Source organism: Exiguobacterium sp. s140, from assembly GCF_018617035.1.
Taxonomy (GTDB): Bacteria; Bacillota; Bacilli; order Exiguobacteriales; family Exiguobacteriaceae; genus Exiguobacterium; species Exiguobacterium profundum.
In genome coordinates this window covers 233152-250105 of record NZ_JACSJK010000003.1, presented here as the reverse complement: position 1 = coordinate 250105, position 16954 = coordinate 233152, and the positions used below count along the sequence as shown (strand labels likewise).

General features: G+C 41.3%; 17 protein-coding genes and 1 pseudogene. 1 reads left to right on the top strand and 17 read right to left on the bottom strand.

The annotated features are described in order from the left end of the window. Positions 1 to 50: 50 nt before the first annotated feature. The 5 genes and pseudogenes from KNO61_RS12260 to KNO61_RS17275 form a co-directional block, all read right to left on the bottom strand. Positions 51 to 1265, bottom strand: a complete 1215-nt coding sequence (locus tag KNO61_RS12260) for an SH3 domain-containing protein (protein WP_214688364.1) — start codon at positions 1263 to 1265, stop codon at positions 51 to 53. A 107-nt stretch (positions 1266 to 1372) separates the two neighbouring features. Beyond that, positions 1373 to 2167, bottom strand: a complete 795-nt coding sequence (locus KNO61_RS12255; protein WP_214688365.1) for a hypothetical protein — start codon at positions 2165 to 2167, stop codon at positions 1373 to 1375. A 59-nt stretch (positions 2168 to 2226) separates the two neighbouring features. Continuing rightward, positions 2227 to 7989, bottom strand: a complete 5763-nt coding sequence (locus tag KNO61_RS12250) for a glycine rich domain-containing protein (protein WP_214688366.1) — start codon at positions 7987 to 7989, stop codon at positions 2227 to 2229. A gap of 159 nt (positions 7990 to 8148) precedes the next feature. Beyond that, positions 8149 to 9141, bottom strand: coding sequence for a poly(ADP-ribose) polymerase family protein (locus KNO61_RS12245; protein WP_251030845.1), 993 nt, complete (start codon positions 9139 to 9141; stop codon positions 8149 to 8151). 12 nt (positions 9142 to 9153) lie between these two features. Further along, positions 9154 to 9426: pseudogene (locus KNO61_RS17275) on the bottom strand (WGR domain-containing protein); the annotation flags it as partial. 290 nt (positions 9427 to 9716) lie between these two features. Between KNO61_RS17275 and KNO61_RS12240 the strand changes: the two are divergent. Further along, positions 9717 to 9986 (top strand): hypothetical protein, encoded by a 270-nt coding sequence (locus KNO61_RS12240; RefSeq protein WP_214688370.1) that lies wholly within the window; start codon positions 9717 to 9719, stop codon positions 9984 to 9986. Between the two features lie 35 nt (positions 9987 to 10021). On the opposite strand, the gene KNO61_RS12235 is transcribed toward KNO61_RS12240, so the two are convergent. The 12 genes from KNO61_RS12235 to KNO61_RS12180 form a co-directional block, all read right to left on the bottom strand. After that, positions 10022 to 10387 carry a DUF3846 domain-containing protein gene (locus tag KNO61_RS12235; RefSeq protein WP_214688372.1) on the bottom strand — a complete coding sequence of 122 codons (366 nt, stop codon included), beginning with the start codon at positions 10385 to 10387 and terminating at the stop codon, positions 10022 to 10024. A 258-nt stretch (positions 10388 to 10645) separates the two neighbouring features. Continuing rightward, on the bottom strand, positions 10646 to 11086 hold the full coding sequence (locus tag KNO61_RS12230) for a macro domain-containing protein (RefSeq protein WP_214688374.1): 441 nt from the start codon (positions 11084 to 11086) through the stop codon (positions 10646 to 10648). Further along, a complete protein-coding gene (locus KNO61_RS12225; RefSeq protein ID WP_214688376.1) occupies positions 11086 to 11430 on the bottom strand; it encodes a hypothetical protein in 345 nt (114 codons plus the stop codon). The genes KNO61_RS12230 and KNO61_RS12225 overlap by 1 nt, the downstream gene beginning before the upstream one ends. A 121-nt stretch (positions 11431 to 11551) precedes the next feature. Beyond that, on the bottom strand, positions 11552 to 11977 hold the full coding sequence (locus tag KNO61_RS12220) for a hypothetical protein (RefSeq protein ID WP_214688378.1): 426 nt from the start codon (positions 11975 to 11977) through the stop codon (positions 11552 to 11554). Between the two features lie 121 nt (positions 11978 to 12098). Continuing rightward, positions 12099 to 12356, bottom strand: coding sequence for a hypothetical protein (locus KNO61_RS12215; protein WP_214688380.1), 258 nt, complete (start codon positions 12354 to 12356; stop codon positions 12099 to 12101). Between the two features lie 247 nt (positions 12357 to 12603). Further along, positions 12604 to 13290, bottom strand: coding sequence for a hypothetical protein (locus KNO61_RS12210; RefSeq protein ID WP_214688381.1), 687 nt, complete (start codon positions 13288 to 13290; stop codon positions 12604 to 12606). An 18-nt stretch (positions 13291 to 13308) separates the two neighbouring features. Beyond that, on the bottom strand, positions 13309 to 13944 hold the full coding sequence (locus tag KNO61_RS12205; protein WP_214688383.1) for a prepilin peptidase: 636 nt from the start codon (positions 13942 to 13944) through the stop codon (positions 13309 to 13311). Between the two features lie 2 nt (positions 13945 to 13946). Then, positions 13947 to 14507, bottom strand: coding sequence for a hypothetical protein (locus tag KNO61_RS12200; RefSeq protein ID WP_214688384.1), 561 nt, complete (start codon positions 14505 to 14507; stop codon positions 13947 to 13949). Further along, on the bottom strand, positions 14504 to 15043 hold the full coding sequence (locus KNO61_RS12195; protein ID WP_214688386.1) for a hypothetical protein: 540 nt from the start codon (positions 15041 to 15043) through the stop codon (positions 14504 to 14506). Before KNO61_RS12195 ends, KNO61_RS12200 begins: the two co-directional genes overlap by 4 nt. A gap of 67 nt (positions 15044 to 15110) precedes the next feature. After that, positions 15111 to 15314 (bottom strand): hypothetical protein, encoded by a 204-nt coding sequence (locus tag KNO61_RS12190; RefSeq protein ID WP_214688388.1) that lies wholly within the window; start codon positions 15312 to 15314, stop codon positions 15111 to 15113. 115 nt (positions 15315 to 15429) lie between these two features. Further along, a complete protein-coding gene (locus tag KNO61_RS12185; RefSeq protein WP_214688390.1) occupies positions 15430 to 15666 on the bottom strand; it encodes a hypothetical protein in 237 nt (78 codons plus the stop codon). Between the two features lie 337 nt (positions 15667 to 16003). Further along, positions 16004 to 16954 (bottom strand): hypothetical protein, encoded by a 951-nt coding sequence (locus KNO61_RS12180; RefSeq protein ID WP_214688392.1) that lies wholly within the window; start codon positions 16952 to 16954, stop codon positions 16004 to 16006.

Sequence of the window (16954 nt, the reverse complement as noted above, 5' to 3'; positions counted from 1 at the left end):
TGTCTAAAAAATCAAGTTCTAGACAATAAAAAAGCCCATTAAATGGGCTTTTAACGTTTATCCAATATGATTTGCAATGACAACACTGCGTTATGGTAGGAATACACATCATCGTCAATTTTGAGCGTTGCTCGTTCAATTTCATCAAGAGCTTTGCTTGTACCATTATATTTATCATAGTGATTAACAATCATTTCAAGTTGTTTCACCAAGAAATCATAGTAGATATCAGCATTCTTTGAACCTTTAGGATAAATTGAATCCGCAATGCTTCTCAAGACAATCTTGAAGTTTTTCTCGCTATTCTCATCATCCATGGCGTAGACTTCAGACGCCCCGAATGACAAATAAATGTACTCTCGGTTTTCTTCACCGAGCGCTGAAATAGTAACCTGTTCTTTTTTAGATGCAGACCCCTTGTACCCGAACACTCGTTCACCATAATGACTACGCTCAGTAAACATTGGCGAAGTACTGTCCTCAGGATGCTTAGCCGCTTTCAAATATGCATTGATTTGAGAAATAGAACGCATCTTCCCGTTATCGACAGGCTTAGCCGGTGGGACAATCGAACCTGACGGCGCTTTAAAGGCGTTCAAGTTACGTGTCGGAACGAACCCTTTTGACTTCCCGTAATACACTTCAGTCCATGACCCCCACTGTTTTACAACTGAAACCTCTTTACCAGTCGAAATGCGCAGTGTCGTTTTTGCCTTAGATGAGCGAGATGCCTTCAAGTTCGTCGTTCGATTTGTCGTTGTCTTGACATACTCAATGGAACTTAGATTACGTGCCGGCACATACCCTCTATATTTCCCATATGAAATCTCAGTCCACGAGCCGATACGTTTCAACTCTGTTACTTCTTTTCCGGTTGAAATACGCACAATCGTTTTCGCCTTAGATGAGCGAGACGCCTTTAAATCTGTGATACGATTCGTTTTCTTTTTTACGTTGTTCGTTGTTACATTTGACAATGATTGAATGTCAGCCGAAGGTACATAGCCCTTTTTCGACCCAATCGTAACCTCTGACCAAGAACCAATCTTTTTAACCGTTTTGAATGCTGTGCCTTTTTTAATCGATAACAGAACACTAGACTTCTGATGCTTTGACTTAAAAATCTTTGTGTTTTGTTTGGCAACAAATGATGTGGTTGCAGAAGCCTCCACACTTACATCATTTTTTGTCAGCCCGTCAACGGATGGAGATACCATCAATGCGACAGCCAAAAGAGAAGATGTGAGTACTTTTACATGTTTCAAATGAACCACTCCTAATATTTAGATTAACTATATTGTATGCTTATTTTTTAACAATAGTCAAATTTATTTTATTTAAAAATAATCAATTTATTTTGTGGGAATTCTTTTTATTTGAACACCTGCTCCTTGTTATCCCAAACATGTTGCAACTCGTCATATGACGTGAAGGTGATAGAAATACCTTCTTGAGCTAATTGGTGCCTCTTTATCAAAGATTGAACATCCGACATCGCTTTAGTTGTTCCATACTTCTCATCTGTGACATTTACTAAAATATCTAGTCTTCCCTCATCACCTCTCAGTTCATCCCACCCCTCTGGCTCTAAGAATAAGAACTGATACATATGCTTGAAATCGAGATTTGATGTCAGATTCACTTCTAACCCTTTTGGAAGTTCTTCTGTTAGCTTGGCAGATAGGTATCGAATCTCGATAGGTGTATTTGTTCTTCCTTCTGACTCGTAAAGCTCAGCATCCCACAAGAACGCATAGACAGGTTGAGTCAAATCCTCAGAACGAAAATGAACATCTTGAGCGGATAGTTCTTCATTCCATTTGGTTTTAATTAGAGACATCTCCACACCGGTCAATCGAGTCATTTCGGAAAGGTTGGTTTCAACCCTTTCCTCTGTTTCCTCTTTGACATATCTATATTCTTTATCGTCATCAGGCAAGGAAAATGGAATAAAAATCTCATTTTCTCTTAATTTTGTAATGTGTTTGTTGTTACTTTCTTTTTTATTCTCTTTATTTCCTATATATTGTTGGAAATCTTTCGATGTCTCGATGTTGTTTCCTTGTTGCTTTTCATTTCCTCCATTGTTGAAGCCGAAGGAATAGATGGACACCAAAACTGCTGTCCCTGCCAAAACACCTAACATTTTCTTCTTCGCATTTTTCATATCATCACTCTCCTTTTCAGATTAACGAAAATAAATAGAGGAAGGGTAATCCCTTCCTCTTAATCTAGTCTAATTTCAACCGCATTATTAATCGGTTCGGACTTGTCTATTTTTACTTGACGGTTAAATGTCAGTTGATTACCCGCCTCGTCTTCGGCGACTACGTGAACCGTTGTGATTCCTTCATTCTGAATATAGAAAGGTTGAGAATATTCTTGCCATTCTGATTGGGTTGCCCCTGTCAGCTTATAACGGATGTTTTTCAATGGTGAGACTGTCTCCTTTCCATCCTCAACAACGACTACTCTCATTTTCATGTCCCGGTTCCCCGCATAATCTCGTGCATTGATAACGAAATGGGTGACGCCTTCATCTGTGAAGTCAAAGTCGATTCCACCTGTGCTCGTGACCTCTTCAATATCTAAAGGTGTCCAGTCACGACTTGTGGCGCCGTTCATTTGATATTCAGCAAACTCGATTCCAGAAGCCAAATATTCTCCAAGATTGAGATTTTGCTCTAAGTTGTTGACATGGTGTGTGAACCAAGATTCGTTCCCCATTCTATCGACAACTTTAAAGCGATACAGTCCATTCTTAGTGACAATATATTCGACACTTGTCTTGTTGCTGACGATTTGACCATCAGGCAACATGATATAGTCAATCCCACTTCCGGAACCATCGTTGATATTTTGTAGCAACAATCGATAGTCTTGGTCACTTGGGTTTCCTATCAGTTCGGCACTTGGCTTTTCTCGGTCTATATTGTTCACCTGATATTCGATGTCTTTTCGGTTTCCGGCTCTGTCTAAGATTGTGAACACATGTTTGCCATTCCCATCTGCTTCATATCGTTTATTCAAATCAGAAGAAATGGTGCCATCAGGTAGGATGACTTGTTTCACTCCAGATGCATCATCACTCACATTTTCAAGCCAGAGTGTAACGTTTCCAGATGTGAACTCTTTGACGTCACTTTGAATGTTACCGTTTGGAGGCACTTTATCAATTTTTTGAATCTCATACGTTTTCGTGATGACATTCCCTGCTTTATCAACCACACGGAAGGTATAGCTTCCGTTTTGGGGCACTGAATAGTCGGCAGTCGAAGAGACAACGATTTGACCGTCTGGCAATTCGATGTGCTTAATCCCCGAATCCTCATCTAATGCACCGTTCACGTGAAGTGTGACATTTTGATTCGTCCAAACATCCACGTATTCCTCAAAGAGGGCAACCGGTTGTTTTTTATCAATATTCGATACGGTTACGTTCACAACTCGAATATTTCCGGCATTGTCTTCGATTTCGAATCGATAAACACCATTTTCCGAAACCTTATAACTTGGTTGAACTTCATTCGAGTAGACTCCATTCGGGAGTTTCGTTCTCAAATAGCCAGAGCCTCCGGTGTCAGAGATTCCGACGATTGTGATGTCGATATCCTCATTTGACCAGGTCGTCTTATTCAGTTGAGAGCTTCCGCTAGGCATGTTCGTCTCAAATCGATATGGAGCACTTCTTTCAACCGTGACGTTTCCGACACGGTCATACAATCGTACCCAAAGGTAGTAAATCCCCTCGGTCGGTTGGATTATATTTGCTCCGAGTGAATAGTTTGTCCAACTAGTAGGTTGACTTGTCGATGAGTTGCTCCATGCATATTGAATGACATTCACGCCTGAAAGATTGTCCTGTGGCAGGATAGTCGTGCTGTGAGGCGTGTTATCCCAAGCACCGCCGTTCTTAGACAAGTTGAACGTTGGTGGAGTCTTGTCGATGTTCTCAACAATATACGTGAAGACTTCTTCATTCCCAGACCTGTCAGAGACCTTGAATACATACTCACCATTTTCAGTCACCGTATAATTCGTGCTTGACGTCGCTGAGATGACACTTCCGTCCGGGCGTGTGATTTTATCAATGCCAGAATAGTTGTCCGCAATGTTGTTCAAGTAAAGCGTGACATTCCCATTCGTATGCGAGGTCGTACTGTAAGACTGTGATGCGGTAGGTTTGGTTTTATCTACATAATAGTATTGACTCGAAGGTGTCCCGATATTGTTCCCTGCTTTATCATAAGCTTGGATTCTGATGAAGTAGTATCCGGACTGATTGAAGGTGATTGTCTCATTAGGCTCGTTACCCTTGTTCACCCAAGCACGATACCCATAATTCGAGTCGTAGATTTGATATTGCCAATAATTGATGCCTGCAACACCCTCATCATCTACTTTAATCTCTACGGTGACATCTTCATTGATATACGGTGTACCGTTTGAAGTAGGTGTCCCATTCGGAGTGAATGAGTATGTCGGAGCGACACGGTCGATAGTGTTTACTTCGATTGTCTCCGTGGTCACATTACCTGCATTGTCATAGAACTCAAATGAGTAAGAACCATTTTGAGAAATATAGAAATTAGATGCTGTTGAGTATGTGAATGAGCCGTCTGGATTTTTGATTCGACTAAACCCAGATTGAGAATCACTACCTCTTGCGTAAATATAGATAGCTCCGTTTGTGAGGTTCGGGTTGGATAAGGAAAGCGTACCGTTTGGAATTGTCTTATCAATGTTTGAAACCGTGCGAGATAAGATTCGCTCATTTCCGGCGTTATCCACCAATTTAAACGTGTAAGTCCCGTTTTCAGAAACGATATAGCTCGCTGAAGTACCACTCACAATTTGTCCATTTGGTAACTCGATATGACGTAGCCCAGAACCACCAGTATCCGTAACCCCAGTAAGGTTCAGAGTTACATCACCATTCGTCCAGTTCGTTGTGGATGGATTCAGTGAACCGTTCGGAAGAGTCGTATCAATTTGATACAATCCGCTTCTGACGGTTGATACGTTGCCTGCACGGTCGTACAGTTCAACTTCAATAAGGTTTTCACCTTGACCGAAACCTACGTTTATCCATGATGAATAGTTCCCATTCCATCCTGACCATGATGCACCATTGTTTGTTGATGTGCGGTAGCGGAAGTAACTGATTCCCGATGTACCGACATCCAATGGGTCAATGCGAATCGTCTGACCGGTCTTCACCCATCCGACAGTCTCATTTGGAGAGAAGCTTGCAATTGCACCCTCTTTATCAATGTTGGACACCGTGATGTTTTTCTGCGTCTTGTTTCCGGCATTGTCCTCATACACTACAGTATACGTTCCGTTTTGTGAGATAGAGAATGTCTTGCGGTTTCCATTCACGAGAGGATTACTGTTTTCACCTGTCGGGTCGCCCACTAGCGTAATAGCTTTCAAACCAGAACCACCTGTGTCGGAACCAGTGGCAGTCAACGTGACATTGGTTCTTGTCCATCCGGTCGTGCTCACGGATTCCGAACCAGTCGGTGCGTTCTTTTCAATATTCGTGATGGTCAGCGTCTTTTCATGACGATAGCCATTGGCATCGACTGCAGTGAACTTGAATGTTCCGTTTGCTGTGATTGGATAGGTGAAGTTACGTGATATCGTCTCTGTACCGTTCGGAAGAATCATCTTCACATACTCATATTCTCCATCTGCAGAGACGTTGACCGTGGCATTGAATCCCTCATTCGTCCAATTCAAAGTTGGAACGTTAATGCTGAACTCTGGAGGCGTTACGATGCGTGTAATCTTGACTGCACCATTTCCACTTTGTCCGGTTTGCGTTCCTGTTCCGGCAAGGTTTGGCATAGTTTCCCAACCACCCTTTGCAAATCCTTCAGCACCAGTGAAGTACGAGCCACCACCTCCACCTGTATAATAGGAGGTTGAATGACCGGTTCCGGCGTGACCGCCCGTATATCCACCGCCACCTCCGCCGACATATGCTGTACCGCCACCTCCACCGAAGCCTCCATGGACGCCTGATGTGTAGCCTTTACCGGTTCCGCCACCATTTACAAAAGCATAACCTCCAGAACCTCCACCAGAGTAGTTGTTTGCCATCCCATCACCATAAAAGCCTCCACCCGCTCCGGAAGTCGAAGGATAAGGAGCACCGTTGTACCCCGCAAAGCCACCCTGACCTTCTGATTGTTGTTGTGAGAAGGAAGACAACGGTTGAACTTGACGTGTTGGCTGTCCGTGATGATAGTTCCCTGTGAAGTTACCAGAATAGGAGCCACCCCCACCACCTGCCACGGAGATTGGTGTATTGTCAGCTTTTGCAACGAATGAACCTCCCCCACCAGAACCTCCATTAGAGTTTAAGTTGAGTCCCTGTTGACCGACCAATACTTTCAGCCAATCATTCTCGTTTAGATTTAGAACCGAAACAGCATACGCACCTTTACCGGCGGTATAGCCACTCGAACCACGACTACCTTCCGCCCCCCAGGTCTCAACTTTATATTTTCCGCTTCGTGGAACAGCGAACTCTTCAATCGCCCCGCTATACGCAAATGACCATTCAATTGTGGAATCGTTTAAGGTTGTCACTTCAATGCTCTTCACCGTTTGGTTTCCGGCATGGTCCGTGACCACAAACTCATAGATACCATTTTTAGACACGGTATAACTAGCTGTCGAACCAGTTGCAAGGACACCATTTGGAAGTAATATAGACTTAATTCCCGAACCTCCTGTATCGACAATGGATGTCAGATTGAGCTTAACTCTGTTTCCGCTTGGAGAAGCCGCATTTAGTGTTGCCGTTGGAGCGGATTTATCGATATTTGATACCGTTACCGTTTCAACGGTTTCGTTGCCCATGACATCAACTGCTTTGAAGGTATACGTGCCATTAGATGTCACAGTATACGTTCGCATCTTGTCTGTTGTCTTTGTTCCGTCAGGCAGAAACATTTCTTTTAGGTCATGTTCCCCTCTTTCCATTTGGACATCAAATTCAACATTTTGAGATGTCCATTCTGTCGTTTCTGGAGATACGGTTAAAGTAGGAGGGACAACTAGTTGGGTAATTCGTGCAAATCCGTTTCCGACATGACCAACTTGAGCCCCGCCAGTTGGTGCAGGCATAGATTGATTTCCAGAAAGAATGCTTACATTTGATAAGTGGTATTTAGATGGGACGCTGTATCCTCCAGGTTTATGAGAAACTGCGTTCAACACATAACCAGAACCACCACCACCACCTTGTACAACACCATGCGAACCACCGTACCATCCACCACCACCGCCTGAACCTGCTGTATCTCCAGAACCTCCATATCCGCCATATCCAAATCCGGCATCCGCACCCATATATTGAGTATATGCTGTTCCAACGGAGGTCTCCTTGCCACCTCTACCACTCTCATAATAACCAGAGTAGGCAGAACCAGTGAAGTTCCCTCCTATTGTTCCACCACCGACACCACCTGTAGAATAACCATTATATTGAGAGCTTCCCCCACCACCACCTGCAACAATAAATCGGCTATAGAGGCTTTTCGAATCGTTCCAAGCACCGGAAAGGATACGAATATCAGTTGCACCACCACCTGAAGCAGATTGACTATCATACCCTTTCGCTCCACCATTAAAGGTGTAAGGATTACCAGGAGAGTTTCCACTAGCTCCGACATAGGCATAAAGGGTATCTCCACTAGTAAGCTCAAGCTCACCCTTTGCGTACCCCCCTTTACCGCCTGAACTACCTGGACTTGTCAAAGGACTTCCACCCTGTGCACCCCAAACCTCGATTAAATATTTACCCGACATCGGAGCGACCCATGTCTGTTGACTACCAGTATAGTTGAAATCCCATTTCTTCCCTTCTGCTTCTACTAAATCAGGAGTAAAAGAAAAAATGGAGAGCCCAATCGCAATAGAAAGACCCATTTTCCACGGCTTATTAATTTGTAATAACTTTTTCTTTTCTATCATACGTTCACCCCCATACTTTCTATTTCTACTATCCTATATGAATAAAGTTCGTTTCATAATTTGACTATAGTCATTTTATCATTTTTACTTTTAAAACATGAATTTTTTTGATGTCTACCTTTTCAAACAAAAAAAGATTAGGGCGTCTCAGCCCTAATCTCATTTTCGTTTGAATTCTACGATGTATTTGATTTTCACTTGGTTGCTATTGTAGACGATATATTCGTCATGAAGCAGATGTCTGCCCTTCACTCCTCGAACAGAGTTGTAAGGCTTCGGAGCGGAAGTAAGAGAAGATTGTGCTGAATCATAATCTCTAATCTTACCAGTCGCTACTTCACAGATAAACATGAAATGGCTATCGTCCGAACGGTTTCCGAATCCCCAACAGTAATTCGCCGATTTCGTCACTTCACTGGCAAAATAGATTCCAGAACCAAACATCGAACCAGTATGAACGGCTGAAGATGGTTTGATTTTCAAACCGCTTTGCATAATCGATAGAATATTTTCATTTCTAGAACCATGGAATAGTTCCATCGTGCTGACATTGAATGGGTTGAATTGCTGATGTCCAACCATATCTTCCACCTCAAAGATGTCCTTCACATCCACTTTGAAATGATGATTTGAACTATGACTATCTTTCACCTTCGCCACGAGACGTTTAAACTCTTTCGTTCGGTTGCTGAGAGGTTTCAATTTGATATTCAATGACTCGTATTTTTCTTGAAGTGTCTTGTCAAGCGTATTTTGAGCTTCGACTACTGAGTCCATGACGCCCAATAGGTTCTTCTTGTCATTTAATTTCGTATAGTCATCAATCATGAATCGTCGAACATCTACTCGGCTTCCGAAAGGAACGGGAATGACAGAGTAAAACTCATCAGACAACGCCTGGATTTGCATATAGGTTGGAGAACCGTTATCCAAAAGCTTTTCAATCTTTTTCAGTACCTCCATCCCTTTTGAAACTTGTAAACTTGAGATTTTTCCGAGTGGGGTAGATACCGATTTCACCAAATATGAAGTTGCAGATTGATACAGCTTCCCAATCAATTGATGCACCTTGTTCTTCACTTGAGAAACGTCAGGTTTCGATGCACTCTTAACGCTTACCGATGCAACTGCTGACAGATTGTCATCGTGCATATCTACTTCCTTATAACCTTTTTTCACTTTCGATTTTAAAATTTTATCGAACTCCCGATTTGCCTCGTATTCGGATGAAAACAAGCGGTACTTTGTTGCGGGTGTTGAATTCAGTCGCCCATACTCACAATAGACTCCGAATTCTCCAGGATTAATCCCCTCGTGAACCTCAAGAATATAAGACTTGTTCGAATTAGCTTGCAATGAAGCGAAATTAAGAACCACCTTTCTAAGAACATTCCTTTTCTGAAACTTGCAATAAGTCGCATCAATAGCTGTAGCCATAATAAATAGCTCCCTTCGTCTTTGAATAGAATTATTCTATTTTTTTGAAGGAGGCTTAATAACCCGTAGTTCTTATAAAATTCAAGTACAAAATTCACTGTAAGCACTGTGATATCCCTTAGAAATTTTGCATAAAGTATAGGACAAGACAAAAAAATGTAATGTCTTTTGACATAGATTAAAAGGTGAAAGTGTCATCAGTTTGCAAGAACTGATTTCTATTTTCAGGGTGAAAGCCCTTTTATATATAGTTGAATCTCAACATTTTACTTCAAAAGGGGATATTTACAATGAACAAGACAATCGAGGCAATCATCGCAACTGGAGCTTTCTTTACTTTCATTCGCTTGTGTACATTTGAAGCGAATTTCGAGTCGATTATTGGGAATATCGCATTTGACATTGCCCTTATTCTCTTGTCAGTTGGATTTGGGGTCTTTTATGAAAAGGAACGACCGTTTGAATGGCAAGAATTGAAATCGGATTATGAAGTTGGAGATGAAGTGGGAAATCCATCATTCATTCGAAACGAGGAATCTCTCTACAGAAAAACAAAATAGAGATAAAAGAAGCATGGGATGTCCCATGCTTCTTTTTATGAGAGTCGTCTATGACCATCAAATGTAATCACGTGATAGTCTTTGTCATCGCCTTTTAAAATTCCGTGACCATGATAGAAAGACCTAATGACATTCAAATCATCCTCAGTCATACTACCAAAGTCTTCCCCGTCACGACGCACGATAAAAGCATTACCTGCGATATAATCTATCACAGAACCGTTTGATAAATAGGCAATCGTAGGCGGTAATTGATGAATCTTCCCCTCATCATTGGAAACGATGAGATATTGACTATGTTCAGGTTCTCTAGAACCAGGCAAAGCCATGGTTACTTCCATGTGACCTTCTAAGAATGAATAAATTGTATCGAGGTCATGATTGATTGTCGTCAGTTCCATAACAGTCATGTCCTCCTTTTTTTGAAACGATACGACCTGTAGTGTATTAGACATTTGAAGTCCCCCTAAATATATCGAATAAAAAAGAGAAGGTTTCGCCTTCTCTTTTAGTATATCATTCAATGCAAAATTCACTGCTTAATCGTCGAAATAGTATTCCGGCTACCGTCACAATCAAAAATCATATCGATTATCTACATTGTTACGACAATATGGCTCAATTTTCAACAAGCAATTTTTTTTAAAAGATTAATTTGCTTACTTTTTGATACAAACCAAAATTTCCATGTCCTCATTGGCAAAAATCGTTTTCACGATTTCTTTGACTTGATTCCATTCCAACTTGTCTAAGCCACTCCCGATTTTCGGAATCGCAATCCGAGTAAACTCGTTTTCTCTCATGTAGTTTCGCAAAGAGATGAGCGACTTTGTAAGCGTCTCATAGGTTGGCTTATGATGATATCTCTCTTTCGTGAACAGGTTCACGACGACACGCCCGCCCTTAGTGGTATAAGGGATTGCATCTCCGATTTGAGGATTCATTTTCTTTACATCATCCGGCATTTCGGGGATTCGTTTGCGGAATTCGAGGGCGATACCTGCTCCCATCTTACAATCCTGACTTACACAATGTGCGAGTACATAACCTTTATCAACAACAAACAAGTCTTGAGATTGTTCCAAGTATTGTAGTTTCATCATCTCACCTCCTGGTAACGTCGAGCTTGCGCTAAAATAAATCGATAGTTCTTTATCAAGCAAGTGTCAAATTCCTCTTCTGAAGAGTAGTCGAGGTGCAATTCATTCAATTTAGATTTTCCGTCGTTCGCATAGACACAACCATAAATATATCCGTTCTCCATTTCATCAGATGCACCGATTTGAACGGAAAGGGTTGCCCCGCTCTGATTTTCTGGAATCGGAAAGTCGAATGAAAATCCATCATCATCAGATACCCCACCTAAATCAATGTTTGGGAATCTCTTCGATAACTTTTCAAACACGAAATCAAATTTTTCATTATTAGTACGTACCGGTTTCATTTAAAACCGACCTCCTTTGATGTAAAAGGTCTACGTAAACCTTCTTTATATCTAACATCCTTATGATGCGCTTTCCTATTTAACGACATCACTCAATAAAAAGATGGGGAATCCCCATCTTTTATTGGATAAGCAAGAGGTTATATCCATTCATGAAAATGTTGGATGCTTCATTCATCAACATCGACTCTGAACCTAAAAGTGTTGCGAAATGATATGGGGTGGCTTTCGCATTGATACCGAATGATTCAAATTCATCCGAACCATTGAACATATTGACAGCGAGCAAAAAGATAATCGCATCACGCTCTGTCAATTCTTCGAGCAGATAGTTCGTGCAAGCGGTGTCGATATTCAAATAGCAACCCTTCTCGTTGAACAGTTCATTGATGTTCTCGTAGTCCATTGCTGAAATTAAATAGAGTACAGCATACTCACGACGGAAGATTTTTGGACGAATCATCATTTGAACCTTCATTAGGTCAACAAAGCGTTCCTCGTGCTTCCCGTTCAAAAATGTGGTCTCTTTAGCAATTGTGTTTTCCATGCCATAAAACCTCCTTGTTCATGTAGTTCTCTTATTCTATGAGAGACGTCTCAACTTCATTACTTTTCAATGGTGTCGATTGATTCATATATAAGCAAAAGAGACCGATGATATCGGTCTCTTAATCGAGAGTAATCGTTACTCCGTTGTTAATTGGAGAAGATTTGTTTACCTTCAGAACTTTTGTCAAAGACACTTGGTTTCCAGACATGTCTTCAGCTGTGACATATATCGTAGTCACGCCCTCATTCACAACTTTGAAGGGCTCTTTATACTCCGTCATGTCCTGAGTAGTTGCGCCGGTAAGCTTGTATCGAATGTTTTTGATTGGAGAAGGAGAACTTGTACCATCATCCCCTACTTGCCCCCCCATTTGCATCGAGACATTTCCTGCTTTGTCCTTTGCGGAGACAAAGACATGCGTAAGCCCGGGTTCAGTCAATTTTAAGTTAAATCCTGGAATTGATGTTGCTTAGGAAACATCAATAGGCGTCCAATCTCTATTTACCGCACTAGTCAATTGATATTCAACTACCGCAACGTCTGATGGGGGATAGAAAGAATTCTATCTATATCCTATTCATCTATCGCAAAGAAAAAACACCTTCAACGAGAAGATGTTCTTTTTATTCTTCAACTGAGAATGTATAATTGCTCCACGATTCGTGAAAAGCATAGAACATTAATGACAACAGCAGGATTCCATGCGCATTATAAGGATTCATGAACAGTGCTACACCTCCACATACAACCAAAACGAACGCAAAGTGTCTAGAGTCTTTAGACATAGCGTCAACATCCTGGTCTGCGAATCGGAATACCAAGCTCAACATTGCCAATGCAGTCCCGAGTATTAAAAAATAGCTTGAGAAAACTGCTCCGATTGCACTAAGGATTACTCCGACTCGATATAAAAGTGTCGTTCGTTCTCGAAGAGCTCTCATCTTTTGATTAGTGTAACTCGAAATCAAGACAGATAGATTCCACACGATTAGATTTATGGTTCTTTCTTTTCTAACTCCTCCGAGACGAAAAGCCATTTCTACTGCCAACATATAAGGAACAAACAATAGGAACCCTGATAGCGTACCAAACGACCCACCAATGACAAGCGATAAGACGCCAATCACCATATGTGCCATATAGAATAGATTGTCTTTAGACATCCTCCATTTTCTTCTTGGTAAACCTAATGGTGTTTTGGACTTCTCTTGATTTCCCCGAGAGTATTCTTTTGGTGCAGATATTGGAAAAGTAAAGGCATTGTTTTCTTTTTCATTTTTATCAAGTAGTGACTCGTGACTAATTCTCATGTTTTCACCTCATTTCATTTATAAGATTGTTGTGAGCAATGCACCGATTATCAACCCGGGTCCAAAGGCGAATTGGGAATTCAATCCCGCTCCTTTGAACAGCAATAGATAGACTCCGTGAAGCGCTCCGACAAGAAAACCGAAAAATATTAGTTGTGGCACCTCTGCCAATGGGAAGTATAAACCGATAGCGCCCATCATTTTGATGTCACCACCACCCATAGGACTAACAAGTGCAATTGAAAGAAAGATGATGAATAACAGAAGTCCTGACAGTAATGTCCATTCTGTAAAAGACTCTGCTTTTATGAACGAAGATATAACAGTTGGGATAGCCAATAAAGCAAGAACAAGATTCATCTCATCCGGCAACTCTTGATATTTCCAATCGATGACGAACAACATGCCAAGAATACCCCAAACGAGAAACGTAATGAAGACACTTCCAAAATTGATGTTCATTAGTCCCATTGCAATCCCAAAGAAAACGATACCGATTTTCTCATGTAAGGACAGTTTATATCGCTCTGTGTAAAGCTCTGAAAAAATGTAGACGACAAACAGAACAGGTAAACACCCTAGCAAGATAAACCCACTCCAATCCGAAGCGTTCAAGTCTACAACACCTTGCACATACGTTTCATAAAAATTCATCATCACCACTCCATATTCACTTGACTCATGCCGGTTTGATAGATGGTCACATCATCGCCCCATAAGCCAATTTTTTTATAAGTCACTTTCGTTTCAACAATGACAGTCGGCTTCTTAATCGTCTTTGTCCAATATGACCCGTTTGAATTAGGGATGACTGCATTTACTGAAATTGGTGTACTTTCATTAACTTCTTCGTGGTCATAGGCTCTCACCTTAATTTCGACACTGTCTCTTTTGATTGCGGAACCTTCTTTCGGTTGCCATACACCATCAACTAGTTCTGCTCCGATTTTCTCTGCGACCATTCGACTTGCCAAGTTATATATCTCGGTATCGTTGTATTTAACATATCCATCATCGAACCTGGAGTTATCTACAATTGTCACAGCGGAAGATGCGGCACTGTCAACAGCATCCTTCACACGCTGATTTGCCTCATGAGTCTTTGGCAACTCGATGCCGACCCAAATAGCAAACGGGAATAAGAATACTAAAATCATAATGACAAAAATGGAGCTAGAACCCTTTCGACTCTTTAAGATTTGATGTATCTTTGTCATGGCGTACCTCCGTAATGCTCAGACATGATGCGTTCACTGAGGACATATTTATCGGGCAGGTCATCGTTTATACCGAAGAATGAAACGACTCCTGAAATTCCCATCTTGTTTGCGGGAACCTCCACCTTGAGCTTCATGACTGCATACTCACCGGCTTGCTCTTTTCCGAACCCTCTCGGAATCACAACGCCGACCATATTTCTTCTGTCTTCGTATCCTGGAAATGCTTCTCCTGATGTCCGTTCTAAGTTAATCGTGACAGTGACATCATCCAAGTTTTCATCCTTCACCATCCCACGTTTTTTCATGTTTTGCTTGAACCCTTCGACATCTTCAACGGTTAGCCCGCCTTGCATTTTTGCGGTTCTTCCAAGCAAATGAACTTCCTCCTCGATTGCCTGTCTAGGAATCATATATGTGAACATGCCGATTCCGAACAAGATAACCATGAGTACGATAGCCATAGACATGACGGCTTCAATTGATAGAAACCCATCTTCTTTTCGAACACGTTGAAATACTCGTTTCACTTTCATTTGCATCCCCCTCTCTCTTCAGATATAGATAACAACTATCTTTCACTTGAATCCACGAATCCAAAAATTAAGGAGTTGTACCATCGCTAGGTTCCATGCTTTCATTCGCTTTTTGAATTTGGAGCATAGAGTTCTTGGCAAGGTCATCCGCTTCGCCGTTGAACGTGTATAGAACCAACGCCGCCAGAAGGATAACACTCCCTCCAATCAAAACCCATTCGATAGAAATAAAGCCCTTCGTATCACTAATTCTTTTCATTAATGTTTTCATCGTATCCACTCCTCTGTTAAAATTTGTTTATTGTATTCTATGAGGAATATGTACATTCACAACCGTTCGATTGTCCAACCCCACAAAAAAAGACAGCCGAAGCTGTCTTTATTCATCATGGGTTTACAAAGTCAAGTTCTGTAGCACCGCCGACACCAGTCTCTGGGTCAAGTTGAATCTTCTCTTGTGCTTTATTGATTTGACCTTCAGAGTTATCACCGATATCTCCCGCCTTACCGTTCACGAAGTAGATGATAAGTCCTGCTACGAGAACGAATGCACCGACAATGAGTACCGATTCAATCGATACAAACCCTTTAGTGTTTTTAATAGTTTCAATGACATGTTTCATGATAAATTCCCCCTTGAAAGTTGTTTTTTGTTTTTATTGCTAAGTTACAAACATAAGTTTGATTGTTTCAGATGTTCCATACCGAAGAATCACTTGAGCTCTTTAGTGTCGGTTTGCTTCTTCTGAACCATCTCCTACATGATAGACTTGAATCAGAATTCTATTACTAGGTAGAACCGGTATAGAACCGTTCGAAATTGACAATGAAATCGTCTATCTGGTATCTTTGTAAGCTTGCATATTGGTATGATAGACTCCTTCAATAGAATTATTCCCATCATCGTGAATGAAGCGGTCGTACCAAACAAAAACAAGGTCTCTATCTGAGACCTTGTTTTTACTGACCAGAAGACATACCGCTTCCCAACATAGAGAATGCGTAAACGATGACAGGAACAGCACCCAACAGAATAACGCCACCGAATGGCAACATCATTGAGAATTGAGATACCAATGTCCCAAACGTCGCTCTTCCTTTCTTTTTTTCATTTCCAAAGCGAATCAACTGTTGCAATCCATTTTCAAGAACTTGCAATGATTCGTCTTTTGAGAATTCTCCCATTCGTTCAAGAATGGTAATCGCTTCTTCGAAGCCGGTACCGATAAACTGATTGCGCAAATACTCATACCCTTCACTTCTATCACGAAGGTAAATCCGGTATCCTGTTTCGAAGATTTCTTGATAACGATTATTTGTTCTAGCTAGTTCAAACAAAATATCTGAGACCGGTCTTCTTGCACGCAACAACATGATAATCTGCTGTTGCACGAGCGGAAGGTCTTGCGTGAAAAGAAACTTATTTCGATTGGCACGAACTCGAAGATAGGTAGATGGTGCAAACATCGCCAATAAAAATCCGATTCCCATAAGTATTCTTGTATTTTGCAAAGCTTGAGGGTTCGTTTCAATCGGGATGTTGAACATAAAACCAATTAGAGAGAGCCATGCTCCTAAGCTGAGTGAAAGTACTACATATACGAAAATGCCGACCAACAACAATGAAATTTGAAAGCTCACGAACGAGCGATAATTCAACTTTGTGTGTAGTCCTGCCTGATTAATCATTTTTTGGCGAGCCATCACTTTATCATCAGACTCATCAGGATTGATGAACCATACAAACGGCTTTAAATAGGATAGCCCGTGGAAAAAGTTTGCCGTCTCATTAGAAAAAAGCTTTTCATGCTTCATCCGTTGAGAGAAAAACATCATCACGATAACAATCACAATCGCCACCATCAATGGTAAAAGATAAAGGTTGTTGCTTTCGATTAGAATTCTAGACAT

Excerpts from the sequence above, each read along its gene's own strand:
- KNO61_RS12225 (WP_214688376.1), bottom strand. The coding sequence starts at position 11,430 with ATGAAACCGGTACGTACTAATAATGAAAAATTTGATTTCGTGTTTGAA.
- KNO61_RS12205 (WP_214688383.1), bottom strand. The coding sequence starts at position 13,944 with ATGAATTTTTATGAAACGTATGTGCAAGGTGTTGTAGACTTGAACGCT.
- KNO61_RS12190 (WP_214688388.1), bottom strand. The coding sequence starts at position 15,314 with ATGAAAACATTAATGAAAAGAATTAGTGATACGAAGGGCTTTATTTCT.
- KNO61_RS12250 (WP_214688366.1), bottom strand. The coding sequence starts at position 7,989 with ATGATAGAAAAGAAAAAGTTATTACAAATTAATAAGCCGTGGAAAATG.
- KNO61_RS12210 (WP_214688381.1), bottom strand. The coding sequence starts at position 13,290 with ATGAGAATTAGTCACGAGTCACTACTTGATAAAAATGAAAAAGAAAAC.
- KNO61_RS12240 (WP_214688370.1), top strand. The coding sequence starts at position 9,717 with ATGAACAAGACAATCGAGGCAATCATCGCAACTGGAGCTTTCTTTACT.
- KNO61_RS12235 (WP_214688372.1), bottom strand. The coding sequence starts at position 10,387 with ATGGAACTGACGACAATCAATCATGACCTCGATACAATTTATTCATTC.
- KNO61_RS12185 (WP_214688390.1), bottom strand. The coding sequence starts at position 15,666 with ATGAAACATGTCATTGAAACTATTAAAAACACTAAAGGGTTTGTATCG.
- KNO61_RS12180 (WP_214688392.1), bottom strand. The coding sequence starts at position 16,954 with ATGTCTAGAATTCTAATCGAAAGCAACAACCTTTATCTTTTACCATTG.
- KNO61_RS12200 (WP_214688384.1), bottom strand. The coding sequence starts at position 14,507 with ATGACAAAGATACATCAAATCTTAAAGAGTCGAAAGGGTTCTAGCTCC.
- KNO61_RS12245 (WP_251030845.1), bottom strand. The coding sequence starts at position 9,141 with ATGCACGATGACAATCTGTCAGCAGTTGCATCGGTAAGCGTTAAGAGT.
- KNO61_RS12220 (WP_214688378.1), bottom strand. The coding sequence starts at position 11,977 with ATGGAAAACACAATTGCTAAAGAGACCACATTTTTGAACGGGAAGCAC.
- KNO61_RS12215 (WP_214688380.1), bottom strand. The coding sequence starts at position 12,356 with ATGCAAATGGGGGGGCAAGTAGGGGATGATGGTACAAGTTCTCCTTCT.
- KNO61_RS12195 (WP_214688386.1), bottom strand. The coding sequence starts at position 15,043 with ATGAAAGTGAAACGAGTATTTCAACGTGTTCGAAAAGAAGATGGGTTT.
- KNO61_RS12230 (WP_214688374.1), bottom strand. The coding sequence starts at position 11,086 with ATGAAACTACAATACTTGGAACAATCTCAAGACTTGTTTGTTGTTGAT.
- KNO61_RS12255 (WP_214688365.1), bottom strand. The coding sequence starts at position 2,167 with ATGAAAAATGCGAAGAAGAAAATGTTAGGTGTTTTGGCAGGGACAGCA.